Genomic DNA, 20,661 nt, shown 5'->3' with positions numbered 1-20,661 from the left:
AGCTGGAGCTCTTCTTCTATTGTTTTGGCTTCACTTTTCAAGTGAAAAGCAAAAGTAATCAAAAACATTGTTATTGTGCGGCGCCAAGCGCCGTTTGAATAAACTGGATGAATAATTCAGGTTGAGTTATGATAATTTTGTAGCAGATGAAGAGACCTTACGGGATCATCTAATGTTGCAGCTGAAACTTTCAAAAATTGACCCCATAATATATGAGGTGTGTGAGTTCGTCATTGAGTCGATTGATGATAATGGCTATTTGGACATTAATGTCGAAGATACAGCCGTTCACTTTGATTTGACCGTAGAGGCTGTTGAAAATGTTATTCGTTTGGTTCAGGGGTTTGATCCGCCTGGTGTCGGTGCGCGCAATTTACGTGAATGTCTGCTGATTCAGCTTTATCAGCAAGGGTATGAAGAAAGTTTAGAGGAAACGCTGGTACTAAACTATTTGGAAGACCTTGGGCAAAAACGGTTTGCACAGATTGCAAAGAAGATCGATGAAACGGCAGAACGTGTTCAGCAGGCATATGACTACATCAAAACACTTGAACCAAAACCCGGTAGAAGCTATGCTTCTCTTCGGGATGTCAGATATATTGTTCCAGATGTCTACGTCGAAAAAGTTAAGGGCGAGTATGTCGTCATTGTTAATGAAAGTGCTTCACCAAAACTGCATATTAATAGTTTTTATAAAACATTGATTAAGAGCATTAATAAAGATGCACCTGCCAGTGAATATCTCAATAAAAATTTTCAGTCGGCATTGCGGATCATCAAAAGTATTGAACAGCGTCGCAACACAATCTACCGTGTTTGTATGGCAATCGTTGAATATCAGTATGATTTTTTTGAAAAGGGCATGCTCTATTTGAAACCGTTAAATCTAAAAGATATTGCAGATGAGATAGAAGTGCACGAATCAACGGTAAGCCGTGCGGTAAACGGTAAATACGTTCAGTGCCCTAATGGTCTTTTCGAAATTAAGTTCTTTTTCCAAAGCGGTGTGAAAGGCGCTAGCGGCGAAGGTGTATCATCTGAGAGCGTCAAAATGGTCATTAAAGAAATGATTGATGGCGAGGATGAGAAAAAGCCGTTGAGTGACCAGTTTATTACTGATTCACTTAACAAACAGGGGATTAATATTTCAAGGCGTACTGTTGCAAAATACCGTGATGAACTTGAAATTCCACCTTCTTCAAAGCGAAAGCGGTATTAGGACGTTCATCAGATACAACAGCAAAATTAAAAGAAATGATAAAATTAAGGAACGGGACATTTTTTATCCATGATGGACAGAAAAAGTCCTGTTTTTTTATGTTTTTACTTGCAGTTTGAAGGTCAAATGGTATAATAATGATGGAAACAACATTTTTTTTAGGTCTTCCGGGATAGAATGAGAACCTGTGGGACTAAAAATTCGAAAAGGTGGGACGTCAATGAATATTAATAACCATGACGCCAAGGGAATGCTGGATTTTTTAAAGATGGCGTTTCCGGAATTAGAAGAACTGTTGCCGCTTCGGTTAAACTTGCTGAATGCCGTTAGAATTAATCAGCCAATTGGCAGACGTGTTCTGTCGAACACACTTGGTCTGACTGAACGCGTTGTAAGGCGCGAAAGTGATATTTTAAAAGCCAGTGCGCTGATTGAATATTACCCAGACGGCATGCGCATTACGGAGAAGGGCACCGAAGTATTGACACAATTATCAAGTGTTTTTTATCATCTTAACGGAATCAATGAACTAGAGCGATTGCTTCAGAAAAAACTTGGTATAAAAAAAGTAATCATTGGCTCCTTTGGTCATCAGGATGAAGTTGCTGCGCTTGAGGAAATTGGTTTTGCGGCTGCCAACTATTTAAGAACACTCATTAGTCCCAAAACTATTATTGGGCTTACCGGTGGTTCTTCGATAGAAAGAGCGATTAATGGGTATAGGCAGGAATGGACACAGTACCCCAACAATGAAATCGTCGTTGTGCCTGCAAGAGGCGGCTTAGGCGTTAAAAATGAATACCAGGCCAATACATTGGCTGAACGTCTTTCCAATAAGTTAAACGGACGCCATCTCATCCTCTATACGCAGGATAATTTATCGCGGTCAACCATTGATGAGCTTAAAAATGAACCAAATATCAAGTATATTCTCAACTATATTGACAAAATTGATGTTTTGGCATTCGGCGTTGGCAGAGCAGATGTCATGGCAGCCAGACGGTTTTTGGACCGAAAGGAGATAGATGACATTATCAGCAAGGGTGCTGTAGCAGAATCTTTTGGATATTACTTTAATAAAGACGGTGAAATTGTTCACGAAATCAGTACCATTGGTATTGATTTAAATAAATTTAAGACACTAGATCATATTATTGCCGTCGCAGGCGGCGCTGAGAAAGCTGAGGCAATTATTGCCATCAGCAAGCTCAATGAGCACTTGGTACTCGTCACAGATGAGCAGGCGGCTAAACGAATGAGTGAACTATTATAATTAAGGAGGCATTTCAATGGTAAAAGTGGCAATTAACGGTTTTGGTAGAATTGGTAGAAACGCATTTAAAGTTGCAATGAGCAAGGAGAACCCAGGATTTGAGATTGTAGCGATCAATGATTTGACTGATGCTGCGACATTAGCACATCTCCTCAAGTACGACTCACTGTTCGGTAAGTTTGAAGGAACAGTTGAAGCAGCAGGCAGCAGCCTTATCGTCAATGGCAAGGAAGTCAAAATATTTGCAGAAAAAGATCCAGCAGCGCTTCCGTGGAAAGATTTAGGGGTTGATATTGTCATCGAATCGACGGGGCTTTTCACAGATGGTACAAAAGCTTCGAAACATATTGAAGCTGGCGCTAAGAAAGTCGTTATATCAGCACCGGCTAAAAATGAAGACATTACCATTGTACTCGGTGTGAATGATGAAGCATACGACCCAGAAAAACATCATATTATTTCAAATGCTTCTTGTACAACAAACTGTTTAGCACCATTTGCAAAAGTAATTGATCAAGAATTCGGAATTGTCAGAGGTTTAATGACCACTGTTCATGCCTTCACAAACGATCAGAAAATTCTTGATGCACCACATAAAGACCTTAGAAGAGCGAGAGCAGCAGCGGAAAGTATGATTCCGACGACAACAGGCGCTGCAAAAGCAGTTGCATTGGTACTGCCTCAACTCAAAGGCAAATTCAATGGTATGGCACTCCGTGTGCCAACACCGACTGTATCGGTTGTCGATATTGTTATTGAAACGGTTAAGCCTGTTACAGCAGAAGCGGTAAACGCAGCACTTAAAGCAGCGTCAGAAGGTGAAATGAATGGCATCCTCGGGTATTCTGAAGAACCGTTGGTATCCATGGACTATAAAAAAGATCCTAGAAGCTCTATTATCGATGCGCTCTCTACAATGGTAATGGGCGACAATATGGTAAAAATCTTGTCATGGTATGACAATGAATGGGGTTACTCCAATAGAGTTGTAGACCTTGTAACGATGATGGTTGAAAAAGGATTATAATTCTAAATAAAGGCCCTGAATGTATTTCAGGGCTTCCCTTTTGTTGAGAACGCTTGTTGAGAATTTGATTCAGAATTTCGATTGAGATTGTTGAGAGAAATTGTGGATTCCGCTTTTAGGAGGCTTTAAATGTTTAATAAGAAAACCATTGAGGATATAGCTGTCTCAGGTAAACGCGTACTTGTGCGCTGTGACTTCAACGTACCTATCCAAGACGGCAGGATTACGGATGAAAACCGTATTATGGGCGCGCTTCCCACCATCAAATACTTAATTCAAAATGGTGCAAAGGTTATTTTGTGTTCACACCTTGGCAAACCGAAAGAATATGATATGAAGTTTACGCTGGCACCTGTTGCAGAGCGATTGTCTGAACTTTTAGGACAGCCTGTTATTTTTAACAGTGAACCTGAAGTCGTCGGTCCGCTGACGCGTACGGCAGCAATGAATTTGAAAGAAGGTCAGATAATTCTTTTGGAAAATACGCGCTTTCGAAAAGAAGAAACGAAAAACGGTGAAGCTTTTTCGAAAGATCTCGCATCCATTGCGGATATATTTGTCAATGATGCTTTTGGAACCGCACATAGAGCGCATTCATCAACCGTAGGGGTGACGGCGTTTATTGATACAGCTGTTTGCGGTTATCTGATTCAAAAAGAACTCAAATTTTTAGGCGAAGCCGTTGAAAATCCTGTGAGACCTTTCTGTGCGATTTTGGGCGGTGCAAAAGTTTCTGATAAAATTAAAGTGATTGAAAATCTGCTGGGTAAGGTCGATGCGCTGATTATTGGCGGTGGAATGGCCTATACATTCTTAAAAGCGCAGGGCATAGGCGTTGGCAAATCACTAGTGGAAGAAGACAAGCTCGATTATGCCCTTCAAATGATTGAAGCGGCAAAGGCGAAGAAGGTTAAACTGCTATTACCTGTGGATCATGTGACGGCATCAGACTTCAACAAAGATGCAGTACCTGTTGTGACAGAAGGCGCAGAAATTGCGGCAGATTATATGGGACTCGACATTGGACCGAAGACGTCTGCAATGTATGCTGAAGAAGTTAAAGGTGCGAAAACCGTTATCTGGAATGGCCCTATGGGCGTATTTGAATTTGATAATTTTGCTAAAGGAACGATTGCAGTAGCAAAAGCACTTGCAGATTCTGATGCGACGACGGTGATTGGCGGCGGTGACAGTGCTGCGGCAGTTAATCAGCTTGGGTTTGGCGATCAAATGACGCACATTTCTACTGGTGGCGGCGCATCGCTCGAATTCTTGGAAGGCATTGTTCTTCCGGGCATTGATGCACTTAACGAAAAATAGTTTTTTCGTTGTAAAGATAAATTAGGGAGGCATTTATGAGATTACCAATGATTGCTGGAAACTGGAAAATGCACAAATCAATCAAAGAAGGCGTTGCGTTTGTCGAAGCCATCAAATCGGATGTTGCAGATACAGATGTCGAAGTTTTGATCTGCGCACCGTATACACTGCTTCAGTCACTTGTTAAAGCAGCTGAAGGTACCAATGTAAAAATCGGCGCGCAAAATATGCACTATGAAGACAAGGGCGCTTTCACGGGTGAAGTAACCGCAGATATGCTGCTTGAAATAGGCGTAACCCATGTGATTATCGGTCACTCTGAAAGACGTCAATATTATAATGAAACGGATGAAACGGTTAATCTTAAGACACTGAAAGCGCTTGCCAAAGGGCTCGTACCGGTAGTTTGCGTGGGCGAAACACTTGAACAGCGTGAAGCAAGTGAAACCAAAGCGATTTGTAAATCGCAAGTAGAAAAGGCTTTTTCAGGCATCTCTGGCGATGCGGCTAAAACGGTTGTCGTCGCTTATGAGCCAATTTGGGCTATTGGCACCGGCAAAACAGCGAGCAGCCAAGACGCCAATGACGTCATTGCCTATATTCGCGAAGTGTTGACGGCGCTTTACGGCGACGAAATATCGGAAGAAATTCGCATTCAGTATGGCGGCAGTGTCAAACCTGCGAATGTTGCTGAGATTATGAACGAGTCCGATATCGACGGTGCCCTCGTTGGTGGTGCCAGCCTCGAACCGGACAGCTTTGTACAGCTTGTGAATTTTTAAGAAGTACATTAAGGAGTACATTTATGAAAAAACCGACAGCATTAATCATATTAGATGGCTGGGGTCAGAGCAGCTCGACAGTGGGCAATGCGGTCTCCATGGCAAAAACGCCTAATTTTGACCAATTGCTCGAAACTTATCCCCATACGCTCATAGGCGCCAGCGGCATGGATGTCGGACTTCCCGACGGTCAAATGGGCAATTCGGAGGTAGGGCATTTGAACATCGGTGCCGGGCGCGTTATTTACCAAGAATTGACGCGGGTAACAAAGTCCATTGCCGACGGTGATTTTTTTGAAAATCAAGCTTTTTTGAAAGCGATTGAAAATGCCAAGGAAAAGGGCAGCAAGCTGCACGTCTGGGGATTGCTTTCAGACGGCGGCGTACACAGTCATATTAATCATCTCAAGGCACTTATCAAGCTTGCCAAGGATCAGGGACTTGATAATATTTACGTCCACGGTTTTATGGATGGACGGGATACATCGCCCACAGGCGGCGTCGATTATGTCAGAACCCTCGAAGCCTATATGGATGAAATTGGCTTCGGCTGCATTGCAAGTCTCTCGGGCAGGTATTATGCCATGGACAGAGATAAACGATGGGAGCGTATTGAAAAGGCTTATGACGCGCTTGTTTACGGCAAGGGAAATTTTGCCGCCAGTGCTGTCAGCGCACTTGAGAAATCATATGAAGAGGGCGTCACCGATGAGTTTGTCGTGCCGACCGTTATACTTGAAGCAGGTGAACCGGTTGCAACTGTTAAGGAAAACGATTCCGTTATTTTCTTTAATTTTAGACCGGATCGGGCGCGTGAGATTACGCGCGCTATTGTCGACGTGGATTTTGATGGTTTTGAGCGCACTTACTTTAAAACTTTTTATGTCTGCTTAACGCAGTATGATATCACCATTAAAAATGTCGAAGTTGCCTACAAACCGCAAACGATTGAGAATACACTTGGTACTTACGTTTCCAACCTTGGCAAACAGCAGCTTCGAATTGCTGAAACTGAAAAATACGCACATGTGACATTTTTCTTTAATGGTGGGATTGAAGCACCGAATAAGGGTGAAGACAGAATTTTGGTGCCGTCTCCAAAAGTTGCAACCTATGATTTAATGCCGGAAATGTCCGCTTATAAAATCACAGAAAGGCTTTTGGCGGCGCTTGATGAAGATATCTATGAGCTCATTATTCTCAACTTTGCCAATCCGGATATGGTTGGGCATACAGGCATTATTGAAGCTGCTGTTAAAGCAGTTGAAACAGTGGATGAATGCCTCGGCAAGATTACCGATAAGCTGCTCAGTTTAAATGGCAATTTTATTGTCACGGCGGATCACGGTAATGCAGAGGAAATGCTGACGGCTGAAGGCAAGCCAATGACAGCGCATTCGACGAATAAGGTACCTTGTATTATAGGCGGCACGTCTGCGGCTGATTTAGAAATGGACGGCAGACTGTGTGATCTGGCACCGACGCTGTTGGCGATGATGGGACTGGAAGCGCCGGAAGAAATGACAGGGCACAGCCTGCTGAAATAACGGACCGTTAAATTTTAGTAAAATACTTGATTATTGTAATCAGAAGGCTTAAGATTTTCGTGGATAAATTGAAAAGCATTTATGTGAATAAAACCTTTTAATTCAAAAAACGGAGGGAAGTAAAATGTCAATCATTACAGATGTATTTGCAAGAGAAATATTGGATTCACGCGGTAATCCAACCATTGAAGTAGATGTTTATCTTGAAGACGGTACGATGGGAAGAGCAGCGGTGCCGTCAGGCGCATCAACTGGCGCATTCGAAGCGGTTGAACTCAGAGATGGCGACAAATCGCGTTATCTTGGCAAAGGCGTTGAAAAGGCTGTTGGGAATGTGAATGATCTCATTGCACCTGAACTCGAAGGCTGGGATGTTTTCGACCAAGTGGGCATTGACAACATGATGATTGAACTCGACGGTACGCCTAATAAAGGTAAACTTGGTGCAAACGCAATTTTGGGTGTTTCAATCGCCGTCGCAAAAGCAGCTGCAGAATGTGCAGGTCTTTCACTTTACGAATACGTTGGCGGTACAAACGCCAAAACATTGCCGGTTCCAATGATGAATATCATGAACGGCGGAGCCCATGCAGACAACAACGTTGATATACAAGAGTTTATGATTATGCCTGTTGGTGCAGATTCATTTAAAGAGGCACTTCGATGGGGTGCTGAAATCTATCATGCACTCAAGGCCGTTTTAAAAGGCAAAGGCCTTGCAACTGGTGTTGGCGATGAAGGCGGTTTTGCGCCTAACCTGCCAACGAATGAAGATGCGCTAAAAGTCATCATGGAAGCTATTGAAAAAGCGGGGTACAAAGCCGGCGAACAAATTAAACTCGCGGTCGATGTCGCTGCTAATGAGATTTATGATGAAGCGACGGGCAAATACACGCTTGCTAGTGAAAATAAATCATTTACAGCAGCAGAACTCGTTGATTATTATGCCGGTCTCGTGGATAAATATCCAATTATTTCGATTGAAGATGGTTTAAGTGAAGAAGACTGGGCTGGCTGGCAAATCATGGTCGAAAAACTCGGCAGCAAAATCCAAATCGTTGGGGATGACCTTTATGTCACCAACACGGAACGTCTCTCTAGAGGCATTAAAGAGAAAAGTTCTAATTCGATCTTGATTAAACTCAATCAAATCGGCAGCATCACTGAAACACTTGATGCCATCGAAATGGCAAAACGCGCTGGTTTTACCAATGTTATCTCACACCGCTCAGGTGAAACGGCAGATTCGACAATTGCAGATGTCGTGGTCGCTGTCAATGCAGGTCAAATTAAAACAGGTGCACCTGCAAGGGTTGACCGCATTGAAAAGTATAACCAATTGCTTAGAATTGAAGAGCAGCTGGGGGATAATGCCGTTTATGCGGGCATGACAGCATTCTACAATCTTAAATAGTCTGTTCGATTAATGCCTTTGAACATTCTGATGCTGTAGCGACTTACCAATTATTTGGTGATCGTTTGGCAGATAAATCCAATAAAATTTAACAGTGCTTCAGCTGATCGGCGTCTAGCAGCGTTAATCAGCAAAAATAAGCAAATCTTGGTTGCAAAGAAGAACGAGAAAAAGGAGAAGGTTCACAAACGATTGAGCCTTCTGCTTTTTTGTGAAAAAAAGCTTGAATGAATTGTTTTTTTTAGCGACGTATGTTAAAATACCTATGTTAAGCAAGCAGGATCATTTTGGTATATAAATATTGAATATATAGGAGGTGTGAACAGGATGAATTTAGTTTTAACAGTACTCTTAATTATTTCTTCTGTCATTCTCATTGCCAGTATTTTACTTCAATCAGGTAAGTCAGCAGGGCTTTCGGGCTCAATTGGTGGCGGTGCTGAGCAGATTTGGGGCAAAAATAAGGCGAGAGATTATGATGAGAAATTTGATAAAGTAACGAAGATTTCTGCAATCGTTTTTATTGCAAGTGCTTTACTCATGTCTTGGATACAATAATTAGCAATGCTGGTTATTGTTTCTTTTTAACATAAGCAAGAAGTAAAATGGTTTAGCAAATCGCAATTGCGATTGTAAACCGCGTAATCATGTTGGGAACATCGTTATTGCAGTGTACAGGCGCCATGTACGCAACTGCGTTGTCTCTCTTAGCAAGTTTTTTAATAGCTTACAGCAGTGGTTATGATTAAGTCGGCAGTTAGCTGTCAAATGAAATATTGTGCACAGTATGCAAAGGTCAATTGCCCGATTTCGCCGGGTTTATGAATTCATGACGTGGGCTGATTCATAAGCGGACGAGTGTTCGGGCTAAAAATATGTGTTAAATTTTTTACTTTATGTGGGGAGGAACTTTTAAATGAACTACGCAGTGATATCAGCGGGCGTTGGCATTCTCGCGCTCGTATTTGCGTTTGTGCTCGTCTCGAGCAAGATCAATCCGGTTAAAGTAACTCATGATCGAATGAATGAGATTGCTTCCTATATTCACGAAGGTGCAATGGCATTCTTACAGCGTGAATACAAAGTGTTAGTTATATTCGCAATTATTTTAGCAGTGGCAATTACTGTAGGGCTTCAAAGCTTCCAAACAGCAATTGCATTTTTATGCGGTGCAATTTTTTCAGCTTTGGCTGGCTTCTTTGGTATGCAGGTGGCAACAAAAGCCAATGTTCGTACTGCTTTTGCCGCAAAGGAAAGCGGCATGAATAAAGCGCTATCCGTTGCTTTTTCCGGCGGCGCTGTCATGGGGATGGCTGTAGTCGGCTTAGGTCTTTTCGGTATTAGCGTTCTTTACATGATTTTTGGCGATCCACAAATTATCACCGGCTTTGGCTTAGGTGCTTCATCTATTGCACTCTTTGCTCGTGTTGGTGGCGGTATCTATACAAAAGCGGCTGATGTCGGTGCTGACCTCGTTGGTAAAGTTGAAGCGGGTATTCCAGAAGATGACCCTAGAAATCCAGCGGTTATTGCCGATAATGTTGGTGACAACGTCGGTGACGTTGCAGGTATGGGTGCCGATTTATTCGAATCTTATGTTGGTTCAATTATTGCTTCGATTACATTAGGTGTTGCACTCCATGGCCTTAATGGGGCACAATTCCCTCTGGCGCTTGCAGCATGCGGTGTTATTGCATCTATTATTGGTACTTTCTTTGTTCGTGGCGATGAAAACTCTGATCCGCATAAAGCGCTCAAAAAAGCAACTTATGTGAGTGGGCTCCTCGTTGTCATCGTGGCGTATTTCCTCAGCAATATGTTCTTTGGCAATTTGAATGCCTTTTGGGCGATCACAGCTGGTTTGGTCTGTGGTATCCTTATCGGTGTTGTAACAGAGATTTATACGTCAGGTGATTACAAATATGTTAAACATATTGCGGAACAATCATTGACTGGTCCAGCGACAACGATTATTTCCGGTTTGGCAGTGGGTATGATTTCAACGATGTTCCCAATTATCTTTATTAGTATTGCAACACTCGTTGCTTATCATTTTGCAGGTCTTTACGGTATTGCGTTAGCAGCGGTTGGTATGCTTTCTACAGCGGGTATTACAGTTGCTGTCGATGCTTATGGTCCTATCGCGGATAATGCCGGCGGGATTGCTGAAATGAGTGAGCTTCCAAAAGAAGTGCGTAAAATTACAGATAAACTCGATGCCGTTGGTAATACGACAGCAGCGATTGGTAAAGGTTTTGCCATTGGTTCAGCAGCACTTACAGCACTTGCGCTCTTTGCTTCTTATTCAACGGCGATTAACCTTGAAATGATTAATGTTTTAAATCCTAAAGTCGTTGTCGGCTTGTTTATCGGTGGTATGCTGCCATTCATTTTCTCAGCGATGACGATGGAATCAGTTGGTAAAGCAGCTTATCAAATGATCGAAGAAGTTAGAAGACAATTTAAAACAATTCCTGGCATCATGGAAGGAACAACTAAACCAGATTATGCAACTTGTGTTGACATCAGTACTGGTGCGGCACTGAAAGAAATGATGCTCCCTGGTTTAATGGCAGTCCTCGTACCAATTGTCATTGGTTTACTCTTAGGCGTTGAAGCGCTTGGCGGTATGCTTGCGGGTGCTCTTGTAACAGGTGTCCTCATGGCAATCTTTATGGCCAACACTGGCGGTGCGTGGGATAATGCGAAGAAATATATTGAAGAAGGTAATCACGGCGGCAAAGGTTCAGATGCCCATAAAGCAGCTGTTGTCGGCGATACTGTTGGTGACCCATTCAAAGATACATCAGGTCCTTCAATCAACATTTTGATTAAACTCATGACGATTGTTTCATTGGTGTTTGCACCGCTATTCGTCAGTTTAGGTTCTTTGTTATAAGAATATTCAATTGTTAAGCCCATCAATAAAGCGCTCTGCGAGGGATCATCCTTGCAGGGCGTTTTTTAATGGCGTCATTTACCCAAAATCTCAAATAGCTGATTAGTATTAAAGCACTTTAGCAGGTGGTAAATAAAATGATTTAGATATTCGGAAATGCTTTACGATCGTGATATACCATAGCAAGCAATAACTTTAACATCCTATTCATGTAAAGTCATCGTGATGATGTTATAATAAATACATAGCGGATATCTAGATTGTGATAAGTATGGTATGCGCGATGCATCTCTTTCATAGTCTGGCGATTACAACTTTGGTAAGACGGGTATAAATTTCAAACGGTGGCGGGCTTCATGTCCCCGCGACTATTGTAAAACCGTGTACGACCAAGGAAGCTTGAAGCTTTACCGTTAGGCTATTGGATAATTTTGTTTGTATAAACAGTGTTGAAAGACATTTTTAGCAAAAAGCGCATGAGAAAGCGCAAGATTGAATGCCGAGAATTAAAATATAATGGAGGCTATAATGACAAAAGAGCAAATTATTGATTTTTTGAAAGCACATAATGAAAAACCATTTTTAGAAGGCGATCTAATTTCGGCGCTTCAATTAGATACGCTTGATATGCCATCCGTCTTAAATTATTTAAATGAAATGGTGGAAGACGGCCAGCTCATTCGAACGAAAAAGAAAAAATTAGCACTGCCTGAGTTTTTCGAGATCTATGTTGGGAAGATTCAAATGACGCAAAAAGGGTTTGGTTTTGCCATTATTGACAGTGTATCAATGGGAGACGTTTTTATTCCGGCGAGTGCGTTAGGGGGTGCCATGAATGGTGATCGCGTCATGGTTAAACTGACGCGTCAGAGCACCGGAGACAGGCGTAATGAAGGCGAAGTCATTAAGATCATAGAACGCGTCAACACGGTTATTGTCGGCACTTATGAAGAAAGCAAGAACTTTGGTTTTGTCGTGCCGGATGATCAGCGTTTGAAAAGTGATATTTTTATTTCCCGCAGCATGACCATGAGCGCCAAGCAGGGCGATAAAGTGGTTGTGGAAATAACGAGATGGCCTGAAGACAGACGCAATCCAGAAGGCAAAGTAATCGAAATTTTAGGGCAAGTTGGCGACCCGGGCGTCGATATACTGTCAGTTATCCGCACATTCAAGCTGCCGGAAGTGTTTAATGAGCGCGTCTTAAAAGATGCTGAGGCAATTCCCACTGAAGTGGATGAATCGGAAATCCAAAGACGTGAAGATTTTAGAAATGAAACGATAGTAACCATTGACGGCAAGGATGCGAAAGACCTTGATGACGCTGTTCACGTAAAGCGCTTGCCAAATGGCAATTATGAACTGGGCGTGCATATTGCCGATGTCAGTTACTATGTGCATGAGTATTCAAAGATCGACAAGGAAGCGCTTAAACGGGCAACCAGTGTTTATCTTTTGAACCGTGTTATTCCCATGCTGCCGGAACGCCTTTCCAATGGGATTTGCAGTTTGAATCCTCAAGTTAACCGTCTCACGATGTCGTGCATTATGGAGATAGATTCAAGCGGCGATGTTGTCGACCATCGGTTATGCGAAAGTGTTATTAAAACTGTTGAGCGCATGAATTACGACGATGTTTCTGATATCCTTGAAGATCAAATAACCCCTGAGCTGGAAGGCAAATATGGACAGCTTTTTGATTTCTTTGAAAACATGAAAGCACTATCACTGATTTTAAGGGGCAAGCGTGAGCGCCGCGGTGCCATTGACTTTAATTTTGCAGAGACGAAAATCAAGCTTGACGGCGATGGCAAAGCGATAGACGTCGGCAAAGCGGAAAGGCGCATTGGACATAAGATTATTGAAGAGTTTATGCTGGCAGCAAATGAAACGGTTGCCGAGCATATGTTCTGGCTGGAACTGCCGTTTGTCTACCGGATTCATGAAACGCCGGCACAAGAGAAGATTGATAACCTCAATAAATTTCTCTATAATTTCGGTTATCGTATTAAAGGCAATACAGAAGCCGTACATCCAAAAGCGGTTCGAGAGTTGTTGACTGAAGTAGAAAATACCAAAGAAGAACACGTCATTAGTAAATTGACGCTGCGGTCGTTAAAACAGGCGCGTTATTCACCGCAAAATGACGGTCACTTTGGACTTGCAGCCAAATATTACTGCCATTTTACGTCGCCGATCCGGCGCTACCCTGACTTGCAAATTCATCGCATTATTCGTGAAATGCTTCAAAATGAACTCGATGCGCCGCGTATTGCAAAACTTAAGAAAATTGTGGAAGAAGTTTCTGTGCAGAGTTCAGAGCGTGAGCGCAATGCCGACTTGGCAGAACGCGATGTCGATGATATGAAAATGGCAGAGTACATGCAAAGCCATATTGGTGAAACTTATACTGGGCTTATCTCTTCCATTACATCATTCGGGATGTTTGTTGAACTGGAAAATACGGTGGAAGGTCTGATTCGACTCGACGATCTCGATGACGACTACTATGTGTACGATGAAGAAAAATTGCAGTTGGTAGGTCAGCGAACGAGACATATTTACAAACTTGGTGATGAGGTGGAAATCATCGTGGTCAATGCTGATCCGGGCAAACGACAAGTTGATTTTGAACTCGCATAGCGCTCTTTGCAGTATTGGCGTTTCAAGGGTTAGTAAGTTTATAAAATGTGTGACGACGTAGGCGTATAGTAGGAGTATAGAATGAAGAAATTGATTGTTAGTGATATTGATGGGACACTGATCCGGAGTGATCATAAGATTTCATCGCGTACGAAAACCGCTATTGAGGGATATATTGAAAAAGGTCATCCGTTTGCCATTGCCACAGGACGCATGCATGCTGCTGGGCTCATCGTTACACAGCAGCTCGACTATGATGGTTATTTGATTTCATGTAACGGGGCGGTGGTGAAACATTTAAAAACAGGTGAAATCATACACGCAGTGCCGCTATCCCCTGATGATATTCGGGTGGTACTAAAATACTGCCGTGAAAATGATGTCTATTTTCATTTATATGATAACGATGTTATTTACGCCGTTGAGGAGAAATATCTGGCAAAGCGTTATGCTGAACTGATACCAACACTGCCCGAAGCGTATCGTTTTGAAGTGCGTATCATGGATGAGGAAGCATTGGACGCTGTGATTGAAACGACGCCGATTTATAAAATAGGCCTCAACAGCGAAGATTTGCCGATGTTTGAACAGCTAAAGGCAACACTGCGCAGTTTAGGACGCTTTGAGACTTGTCAATCGATTGCAACCTCATTTGACGTCAATGCAAAGGGTGTCAATAAAGCTTCTGGGATTGAAGCGCTTCGTGCGCATTATCAGATCCCCGTTGAAGATGTTATCGCTTTTGGCGACAATGAAAATGATATGGACATGATTGCCTATGCAGGGGTCGGCGTTGCCATGGGCAATGCTGTTGAAAGCGTTAAAGCGATAGCGGATCGTGTAGCGCCGACCAACGATGAGGATGGTCTGGTAGTGATGCTGGAAGCGTTAATGAAAGATTAATGAAGATTATTGAAAGATCCGTCAAAGCGCAATCGCGAATAGAGCATAGCGGCATTAGCGGATGACCAGATGATTACATGATGGTTACAATACAGTGTCGCCCGCTTGTTTCCTACTCTGACATATGGTAAAATGATGGGGCGCCCATTAAGTGAATGGCTGTTATTTTTGAAAGGAGGTCATGCATGGGACAGTATAAACTCGTTGCAAACAATAAAAAAGCTCGGCATGATTACTTTATCGAAGATACCTATGAAGCCGGATTGGAACTCTTCGGCACAGAGGTAAAATCCATTCGCAATGGCAAGGCGAGCATCAAAGAAGCGTATGCTGAAATCAAAGACGGTGAGATGTATGTTAAAGGCATGAACATTACACCCTATGATCACGGCAATCGATTTAACCAAGATCCGATCAGACCGCGAAAGCTCTTGCTGCATAAGCGAGAAATCAATAAGCTGGATGCACTGCGTGCACAAGATGGTTTTACCATTGTGCCGCTTAAGCTTTATATTAATAATCGTGGACTGATTAAACTTGAAATCGCCGTGGCGAAGGGCAAGAAGAACTATGACAAGCGTCAAACCATGGCGAAGAAAGATGCCAATCGCAAAATCCAACAGGCGATTAAGGATTATAATCGCTAAATCTCATGGGGACGTACAGGTTTCGACAGAGATGATGAGCGATGATAAGCGAGCCGTGTTTCCTGGTCTGGGGTACACGTAAAAGAACTGGACCATTAAATATAAACGCAAACGAAAATTTTGCATTAGCTGCCTAATCGCAGCGTCACCTTTAGGCCTTGCCTCAGCCGCCTAGAGCCTGACCAACTCCTGCTGGGGTCGATGAACGATATGCTTTTCTAATGTCGTTTTATTGTATGATAGAAATAGCTTGTGAGCTTGTGCGTTACAACACGTGAACGCAAGCGAATTCCTAATTTGTGACTGCGCTCGGAGAAAGTCATCGTAAATTGTTTTTGGACAGGGGTTCGATTCCCCTCGTCTCCACCAACTAATACGAGACCATTGAAATTTCAATGGTCTCGTGTTTTTTTAAATTAGAATTAACCATAAATTAACCATAAAGTTTTGAGTGACTACAATATCCCTTTAAGCGTATTAATCGCTTCTGTCTTCGTTTCAACGTCGACATGGGTGTAAATCTGATCTGTTGGAGCAACAGATGAATGCCCCATTAATTCAGAAGCAACTTTTAATGGGACTCTTTTTTTTGCAAGTAATGAACAGAATGTATGTCGTAATGCGTGAAAATTGACGGTATCATAAATGCCTATGTTTGACTGCAGCTTTCGAAATCTGGATGTGAGCCGATCGCCACGAATTGGTGCACAATTTGACGCGGAGAATACAAGTGAGCTGTCTGTAAATGGTATCATCAGCTTTAAATGCTTCTCTTTTTCCGATGAAATCTGCGCCCTAAGCGGTTTTTGTATTTCTGCTGGAATAGGGATGGTTCTGTTGCTGGCTTTCGTTTTAGGCGGCGTAACGTGCACTTGAGTATGTCCATTTATTTTAACACGATTAAGGGTCTTATTAACTTTAATCGCGCCATCTTTGATGTCACCAACAGTGAGTGCCAATATTTCGCCCTGACGCAGTCCTGTGTAGAGCGCAAATATATAGATGAATAAACGATGATCTTTATGGTATGCATTAACAAGCAGCTCTATCTCATTCTCTTTGAGGTACTTTTTCTTTTCAACCTCTTTCTTAACAGGCTTCTTTACATTGTCCATAGGGTTAAAGATTAAGACTCTTTCCCGGATACAGTATTTGAAAAAGGTTGTAAGAATCATGTAGGTTTTTTCGGCAGTAGGGATCTTATCTATATCATTTAAAAATTTTTGGATGTCGATACTTTTTATTTGGCTAAGTTTCATATTATAGAATAGTCCCTTTGAAATCCAGACGCGATGAATGGTGTCATAACGATTGTATGAACTCTGTGCTAATGCTTGCCGGTGGACAATTGTAAGCCAGTTAGTAAAAAAGTTAGCAAATTGCATTTTGTCATAGTCGGCGCTCATGCCATTGCGTACACTTGCAAGATACTCATCTCGCTTCAATTCTGCTTCGCGTTTTGATGCGCCATAGAATACCTTCATGACTTGTTTACCCTGATCATCAACACCAACTTGAGTGCGTACTCGATAATAATTTTTTCCCCCCGTTGAATAATTCGTTTTTTTGGCCATGGTCATATCTCCTCAAAAATATAGACAGATGGTAGGTCACTCAGTATTAAGAAACGCCGATCGTCAATGCGCCATGATAGGCCGTGCAGACTCATAAAATAGAACTTCATAGTCAACAGTTCCTTCGAAACATTAAAGTGGTTACATAATGCATCAAGTGTCACATGGCCGTCAATGATTGCACCAATAACATCCATGTCCGGCATCAAGTAATTACATGCCCATCGAACGGCCCTAAATTCGTTCCTGTGAACGTTTAGTTTAACAAGATAGTCTGAATAATGCGACGCCGTATTAGTCAAAATGCTGGTAAAATAATGCCCCAATTCATGTGATAACACTTCTCGAAGTTTGCTTTCACTTTTCACATTGCGATTTATGATGATGTAGTTGTTATATGTATCCGCAAAATAAAGCCCATTTAAGCGTGTGGGCAGGGGATTGGTAATTACTTCGACCCCTAGTTTGTCGATTAGTTGTGTTAATTTATTCAATAAGACCACCTCAAAAAATAGAAAAAAACAGAACATGCGTTCTGTTTTTGATGATACCATTCTTACGTAAGATTGTAAACTAATTTTGATAATTTAACCAATTGTCATCCACATATTTAAAGGATTGTGGCGCAATGAAGTTTTTATCTATCTCTTTGGGATTGATCCCTTTTTTATATTCAATAAATTCAGATATTTCAAGTGCATAGGCATTTTCTCTATCTTTAAAATAGTCCATGAAAAAGGCTTTTGATATACCGCTGTTTTCATTCGTGATGTTCCATAATTCTTCAGGTGAGGTGTTTAAAATTTGCTTTATACTAAATTCTCCGATGAGCATTCCAACTGGTTTTGTGCTATATATGACTACTGCATCAACATCTTTTTTAAAGATACTTTTTCTATACTCATAGAGTTTTTCGCCAGATATAATTTTTTTAACAAACTCAGGTTTAATCGATAATAATACTTTCATTTATTTGACCTCTTTCTAAAATCCTATCAAATTGTTGACCTGTAAGTCGCATTAAAGACCAACGCTCAGCTCGATTTAATCCACAATTATCAGCTAAAGTCTTTCTCGTGAGTCTTTTTGAGAATGCAGCATTGTAGGTCATCTTTATTATATAGGATTTTCGATGTTCATAAAATGTTTTCAAAGTACTTTTATCGAAAATACTATAATGATTTGAAAAGGCATAATATGATTCGAAGTCATGGAAATCAGTGTTCGATTTAACATCCTCAACAACACAAATAGATGTTGCTACTGAACGATATTCGGCTGGAGCTTTATCATCACCTGTTCTGTAAATAACGATAAGATCACCCGGCTTTAAAGAACTTGCTTGGGGCATTTTGCATACATAAACCTTGTGTATACTATTTGTATGTGATTGGTCTTCCAATATATCAAAGCTTTCGTTATTCAATATGGAATCTGGGAATAGTTTTGAATGGTATTTAGGGTAGATTGAAAGGATGTATTTGTCTTTATTACGAGTTGAGAAAAGGGGATAATCTGATACCAGATCGTCCGTGATTTTTCTCAAATTTTTTATGTATACATCTTCATTGCCAGCAGCTGATGTTTTGGTTCCATAAAATTTAAATCCATATGTTTTTAATATTTTTATTAAAGCAACATGTTTTGGAAATATAGTGACATATATTTTATCGGCCCCGTTGCTTACGGCATAATCAAAAGCTTTTTTGATGAAGCGTTCACCTAGTCTTGTTCCATGCGGATTGATTTTAAATGTCCCAATTTTTAGAATATTTTTACCTTTTATAATCGGGTTTACATCTAGTATTGAGCCTTTTTCAAATTTCATATATAAAAAACCTTGAATACCTTTGTTTTCCAATACATAAGCCTTCTTATTAGCTTTTCTGTGGTACCAATCTTCAAAATCAGGATAGTCACTTTTAAGACTATCAAAAAAATGATCTGATAAGTCAATATTTGAAAATTTTTTTAATTCTAAATAATTACCCATTAATTACCTCCAAATTATTTTGGCGAGGCAGGGGGAATTGAACCCCCATACACCCATATTTCAAATAATGCGAATTGCATTCACCTTTCAACTCTTGTTTTCATAATTTTGAGACTAAGCTCCAGCGCCTCACGAGTGCATGTCCCGCCGTTATGTTTGAAATGAAATAAATCATAGCATCAACTCCTATTAATAAGTGTAGTTCAATGTAGTCTAAGCGGAATGATAAACAAGCAGTATGAAAACTAAATACTAATTCTATAAGAAACCTAATTCAAATTCATTTAACTTGTAAATAAAATCAAAACGAGATGTTAAAAACGTAATCTTTGATGTCTTCACTATAATTATCTGATGAACCTTCTAAAATGATTTTAAAATCTTCAGATGAAATTGGTGGATAAGTAATAATCCCTTCGGTAGAGACGCCTGGGTAAAGGTCTGTTTGAACATTTGGATAATCAGCATCATAATTGGTTTGTTCTTCATATTGCCTTCCGTTTTGAACAATTGTAGCATTAAAACTGTACAGACTAAAATTGGCTTCTCCATTGTTGTCAACTTTAATATAAACCCTCGTTTCTAGGTCTGTTACTTCAACCTTTTGAATTGTTACACTATATCCCAATTGGGTTTGAGTTTCATTTGCTTCGCAGCTAGCGACAATAGGATGAAGTTTTTCATATGTAATCAACTCGTAGGATTTAGCCTCAACTGTAGGGAATGTCAATGTGGCACCAAAGAGGTTTTCACCAGTAAACACATCTCCGACAATACCTGTTATTTTTACTAAGTCATTTTCATTTAAAGAAACTTTATCATCGAAAATATAAACGATTACATTATTGTCGTAATTCTCAATGTCGGTAAACATTTGTAGTGCAACGCCACCTTCAAAATATTCAGGTTGCATAAAAATTTCACCAATTAATTCTACGCAATGGTACTTATAATCTTCTGGTTGACTAAAAATCAATTTTGTTTCTTCTTCGGACATTGGCGTAATTAAGTCGTCTTTATATTTTCCGATTTCTTTTCCGCCACTCGACCATTCGGTTTGACCTTCACCGTTAAAATGGCCATCTACCCATTGTCCCTTATAAGTCCATTTTGAACCACTCATACTCTCAGTAGCAAATTCCCCGTAACCATCAGGTAAACCATTTTTCATATTGCCATCATATTTACCGGCTCTTTCACCAAAAGCAAATTGCAAGGTTAAATCTCCTTTATATGAACCGTCTGCAATTTTGTCGTCAGTGCTTACTTCGTTAGCATTTGAGTTAATAGTCGAAGTATCCTGTTTCTGATTTCTAGTTCTGTCATTGCCTAGCTCATAACTCTTGCCGTAGCTAGCTCGCTTATCTTGCCTCAAAAAATGCGTGTAGTGGCTGCAGTGTTACTGCAGCCCAATAATCAT

General features: G+C 41.0%; 17 protein-coding genes and 1 other RNA gene. 13 read left to right on the top strand and 5 right to left on the bottom strand.

Annotation, left to right across the window (positions count from 1 at the left end; all coding sequences use genetic code 11):
* Window positions 1-121: 121 nt before the first annotated feature.
* The 13 genes from rpoN (at window position 122) to ssrA (ending at window position 16,043) form a co-directional block, all read left to right on the top strand.
* Window positions 122-1,219, top strand: a complete 1,098-nt coding sequence (gene rpoN, locus KHM83_RS18020; protein ID WP_213238426.1) for an RNA polymerase factor sigma-54 — start codon at window positions 122-124, stop codon at window positions 1,217-1,219.
* Between the two features lie 220 nt (window positions 1,220-1,439).
* Window positions 1,440-2,492: a sugar-binding transcriptional regulator gene (locus KHM83_RS18015; protein WP_213238425.1), complete on the top strand. Its 1,053-nt coding sequence runs from the start codon at window positions 1,440-1,442 to the stop codon at window positions 2,490-2,492.
* Window positions 2,493-2,508: 16 nt separating this feature from the next.
* Window positions 2,509-3,519 (top strand): type I glyceraldehyde-3-phosphate dehydrogenase, encoded by a 1,011-nt coding sequence (gene gap / locus KHM83_RS18010; protein WP_213238424.1) that lies wholly within the window; start codon window positions 2,509-2,511, stop codon window positions 3,517-3,519.
* Window positions 3,520-3,648: 129 nt separating this feature from the next.
* Window positions 3,649-4,839 (top strand): phosphoglycerate kinase, encoded by a 1,191-nt coding sequence (locus tag KHM83_RS18005; protein ID WP_213238423.1) that lies wholly within the window; start codon window positions 3,649-3,651, stop codon window positions 4,837-4,839.
* A 35-nt stretch (window positions 4,840-4,874) separates the two neighbouring features.
* Window positions 4,875-5,621 carry a triose-phosphate isomerase gene (tpiA, locus tag KHM83_RS18000; RefSeq protein WP_213238422.1) on the top strand — a complete coding sequence of 249 codons (747 nt, stop codon included), beginning with the start codon at window positions 4,875-4,877 and terminating at the stop codon, window positions 5,619-5,621.
* 23 nt (window positions 5,622-5,644) lie between these two features.
* Window positions 5,645-7,168, top strand: coding sequence for a 2,3-bisphosphoglycerate-independent phosphoglycerate mutase (gene gpmI / locus KHM83_RS17995; RefSeq protein WP_213238421.1), 1,524 nt, complete (start codon window positions 5,645-5,647; stop codon window positions 7,166-7,168).
* A gap of 124 nt (window positions 7,169-7,292) precedes the next feature.
* Window positions 7,293-8,582 carry a phosphopyruvate hydratase gene (gene eno / locus KHM83_RS17990; RefSeq protein WP_213238420.1) on the top strand — a complete coding sequence of 430 codons (1,290 nt, stop codon included), beginning with the start codon at window positions 7,293-7,295 and terminating at the stop codon, window positions 8,580-8,582.
* A 327-nt stretch (window positions 8,583-8,909) separates the two neighbouring features.
* Window positions 8,910-9,140 carry a preprotein translocase subunit SecG gene (secG, locus tag KHM83_RS17985; RefSeq protein WP_213238419.1) on the top strand — a complete coding sequence of 77 codons (231 nt, stop codon included), beginning with the start codon at window positions 8,910-8,912 and terminating at the stop codon, window positions 9,138-9,140.
* Window positions 9,141-9,498: 358 nt separating this feature from the next.
* Window positions 9,499-11,481 carry a sodium-translocating pyrophosphatase gene (locus KHM83_RS17980; RefSeq protein ID WP_213238418.1) on the top strand — a complete coding sequence of 661 codons (1,983 nt, stop codon included), beginning with the start codon at window positions 9,499-9,501 and terminating at the stop codon, window positions 11,479-11,481.
* Between the two features lie 528 nt (window positions 11,482-12,009).
* Window positions 12,010-14,124 (top strand): ribonuclease R, encoded by a 2,115-nt coding sequence (rnr, locus tag KHM83_RS17975; RefSeq protein ID WP_246543192.1) that lies wholly within the window; start codon window positions 12,010-12,012, stop codon window positions 14,122-14,124.
* 81 nt (window positions 14,125-14,205) lie between these two features.
* Entirely contained in the window at window positions 14,206-15,027 is an 822-nt protein-coding gene (locus tag KHM83_RS17970) for a Cof-type HAD-IIB family hydrolase (protein ID WP_213238416.1), read from the top strand.
* Window positions 15,028-15,212: 185 nt separating this feature from the next.
* The gene (gene smpB / locus KHM83_RS17965; RefSeq protein ID WP_213238415.1) at window positions 15,213-15,674 is read left to right on the top strand and encodes an SsrA-binding protein SmpB; all 462 of its coding nucleotides are present in this window, start codon (window positions 15,213-15,215) and stop codon (window positions 15,672-15,674) included.
* A 7-nt stretch (window positions 15,675-15,681) separates the two neighbouring features.
* Window positions 15,682-16,043, top strand: a transfer-messenger RNA (tmRNA) gene (gene ssrA, locus KHM83_RS17960).
* Between the two features lie 86 nt (window positions 16,044-16,129).
* Here ssrA and KHM83_RS17955 read toward each other — a convergent pair.
* From KHM83_RS17955 to KHM83_RS17935, 5 genes are all read right to left on the bottom strand, one after another.
* Entirely contained in the window at window positions 16,130-17,248 is a 1,119-nt protein-coding gene (locus KHM83_RS17955) for a tyrosine-type recombinase/integrase (RefSeq protein ID WP_213238414.1), read from the bottom strand.
* A gap of 2 nt (window positions 17,249-17,250) precedes the next feature.
* Entirely contained in the window at window positions 17,251-17,742 is a 492-nt protein-coding gene (locus KHM83_RS17950; RefSeq protein WP_213238413.1) for an ImmA/IrrE family metallo-endopeptidase, read from the bottom strand.
* A gap of 79 nt (window positions 17,743-17,821) precedes the next feature.
* Window positions 17,822-18,217, bottom strand: coding sequence for an ASCH domain-containing protein (locus tag KHM83_RS17945; protein WP_213238412.1), 396 nt, complete (start codon window positions 18,215-18,217; stop codon window positions 17,822-17,824).
* Complete coding sequence (locus KHM83_RS17940) at window positions 18,195-19,241, bottom strand: EVE domain-containing protein (protein WP_213238411.1); 1,047 nt, start codon at window positions 19,239-19,241, stop codon at window positions 18,195-18,197. The genes KHM83_RS17945 and KHM83_RS17940 overlap by 23 nt, the downstream gene beginning before the upstream one ends.
* Window positions 19,242-19,542: 301 nt before the next feature.
* Entirely contained in the window at window positions 19,543-20,457 is a 915-nt protein-coding gene (locus KHM83_RS17935) for an MORN repeat-containing protein (protein ID WP_213238410.1), read from the bottom strand.
* Window positions 20,458-20,661 lie beyond the last annotated feature (204 nt).

Source organism: Fusibacter paucivorans (genome assembly GCF_018390735.1).
In the GTDB taxonomy this organism is placed as follows: domain Bacteria; phylum Bacillota; class Clostridia; order Peptostreptococcales; family Acidaminobacteraceae; genus Fusibacter; species Fusibacter paucivorans.
The sequence above is the reverse complement of the archived record's forward strand: the minus strand, read 5'-3'. Positions and strand labels throughout refer to the sequence as shown.

Excerpts from the sequence above, each read along its gene's own strand:
- KHM83_RS18015 (WP_213238425.1), top strand. The coding sequence starts at position 1,440 with ATGAATATTAATAACCATGACGCCAAGGGAATGCTGGATTTTTTAAAG.
- gap (WP_213238424.1), top strand. The coding sequence starts at position 2,509 with ATGGTAAAAGTGGCAATTAACGGTTTTGGTAGAATTGGTAGAAACGCA.
- KHM83_RS18005 (WP_213238423.1), top strand. The coding sequence starts at position 3,649 with ATGTTTAATAAGAAAACCATTGAGGATATAGCTGTCTCAGGTAAACGC.
- tpiA (WP_213238422.1), top strand. The coding sequence starts at position 4,875 with ATGAGATTACCAATGATTGCTGGAAACTGGAAAATGCACAAATCAATC.
- gpmI (WP_213238421.1), top strand. The coding sequence starts at position 5,645 with ATGAAAAAACCGACAGCATTAATCATATTAGATGGCTGGGGTCAGAGC.
- eno (WP_213238420.1), top strand. The coding sequence starts at position 7,293 with ATGTCAATCATTACAGATGTATTTGCAAGAGAAATATTGGATTCACGC.
- secG (WP_213238419.1), top strand. The coding sequence starts at position 8,910 with ATGAATTTAGTTTTAACAGTACTCTTAATTATTTCTTCTGTCATTCTC.
- KHM83_RS17980 (WP_213238418.1), top strand. The coding sequence starts at position 9,499 with ATGAACTACGCAGTGATATCAGCGGGCGTTGGCATTCTCGCGCTCGTA.
- rnr (WP_246543192.1), top strand. The coding sequence starts at position 12,010 with ATGACAAAAGAGCAAATTATTGATTTTTTGAAAGCACATAATGAAAAA.
- KHM83_RS17970 (WP_213238416.1), top strand. The coding sequence starts at position 14,206 with ATGAAGAAATTGATTGTTAGTGATATTGATGGGACACTGATCCGGAGT.
- smpB (WP_213238415.1), top strand. The coding sequence starts at position 15,213 with ATGGGACAGTATAAACTCGTTGCAAACAATAAAAAAGCTCGGCATGAT.
- KHM83_RS17955 (WP_213238414.1), bottom strand. The coding sequence starts at position 17,248 with ATGGCCAAAAAAACGAATTATTCAACGGGGGGAAAAAATTATTATCGA.
- KHM83_RS17945 (WP_213238412.1), bottom strand. The coding sequence starts at position 18,217 with ATGAAAGTATTATTATCGATTAAACCTGAGTTTGTTAAAAAAATTATA.
- KHM83_RS17940 (WP_213238411.1), bottom strand. The coding sequence starts at position 19,241 with ATGGGTAATTATTTAGAATTAAAAAAATTTTCAAATATTGACTTATCA.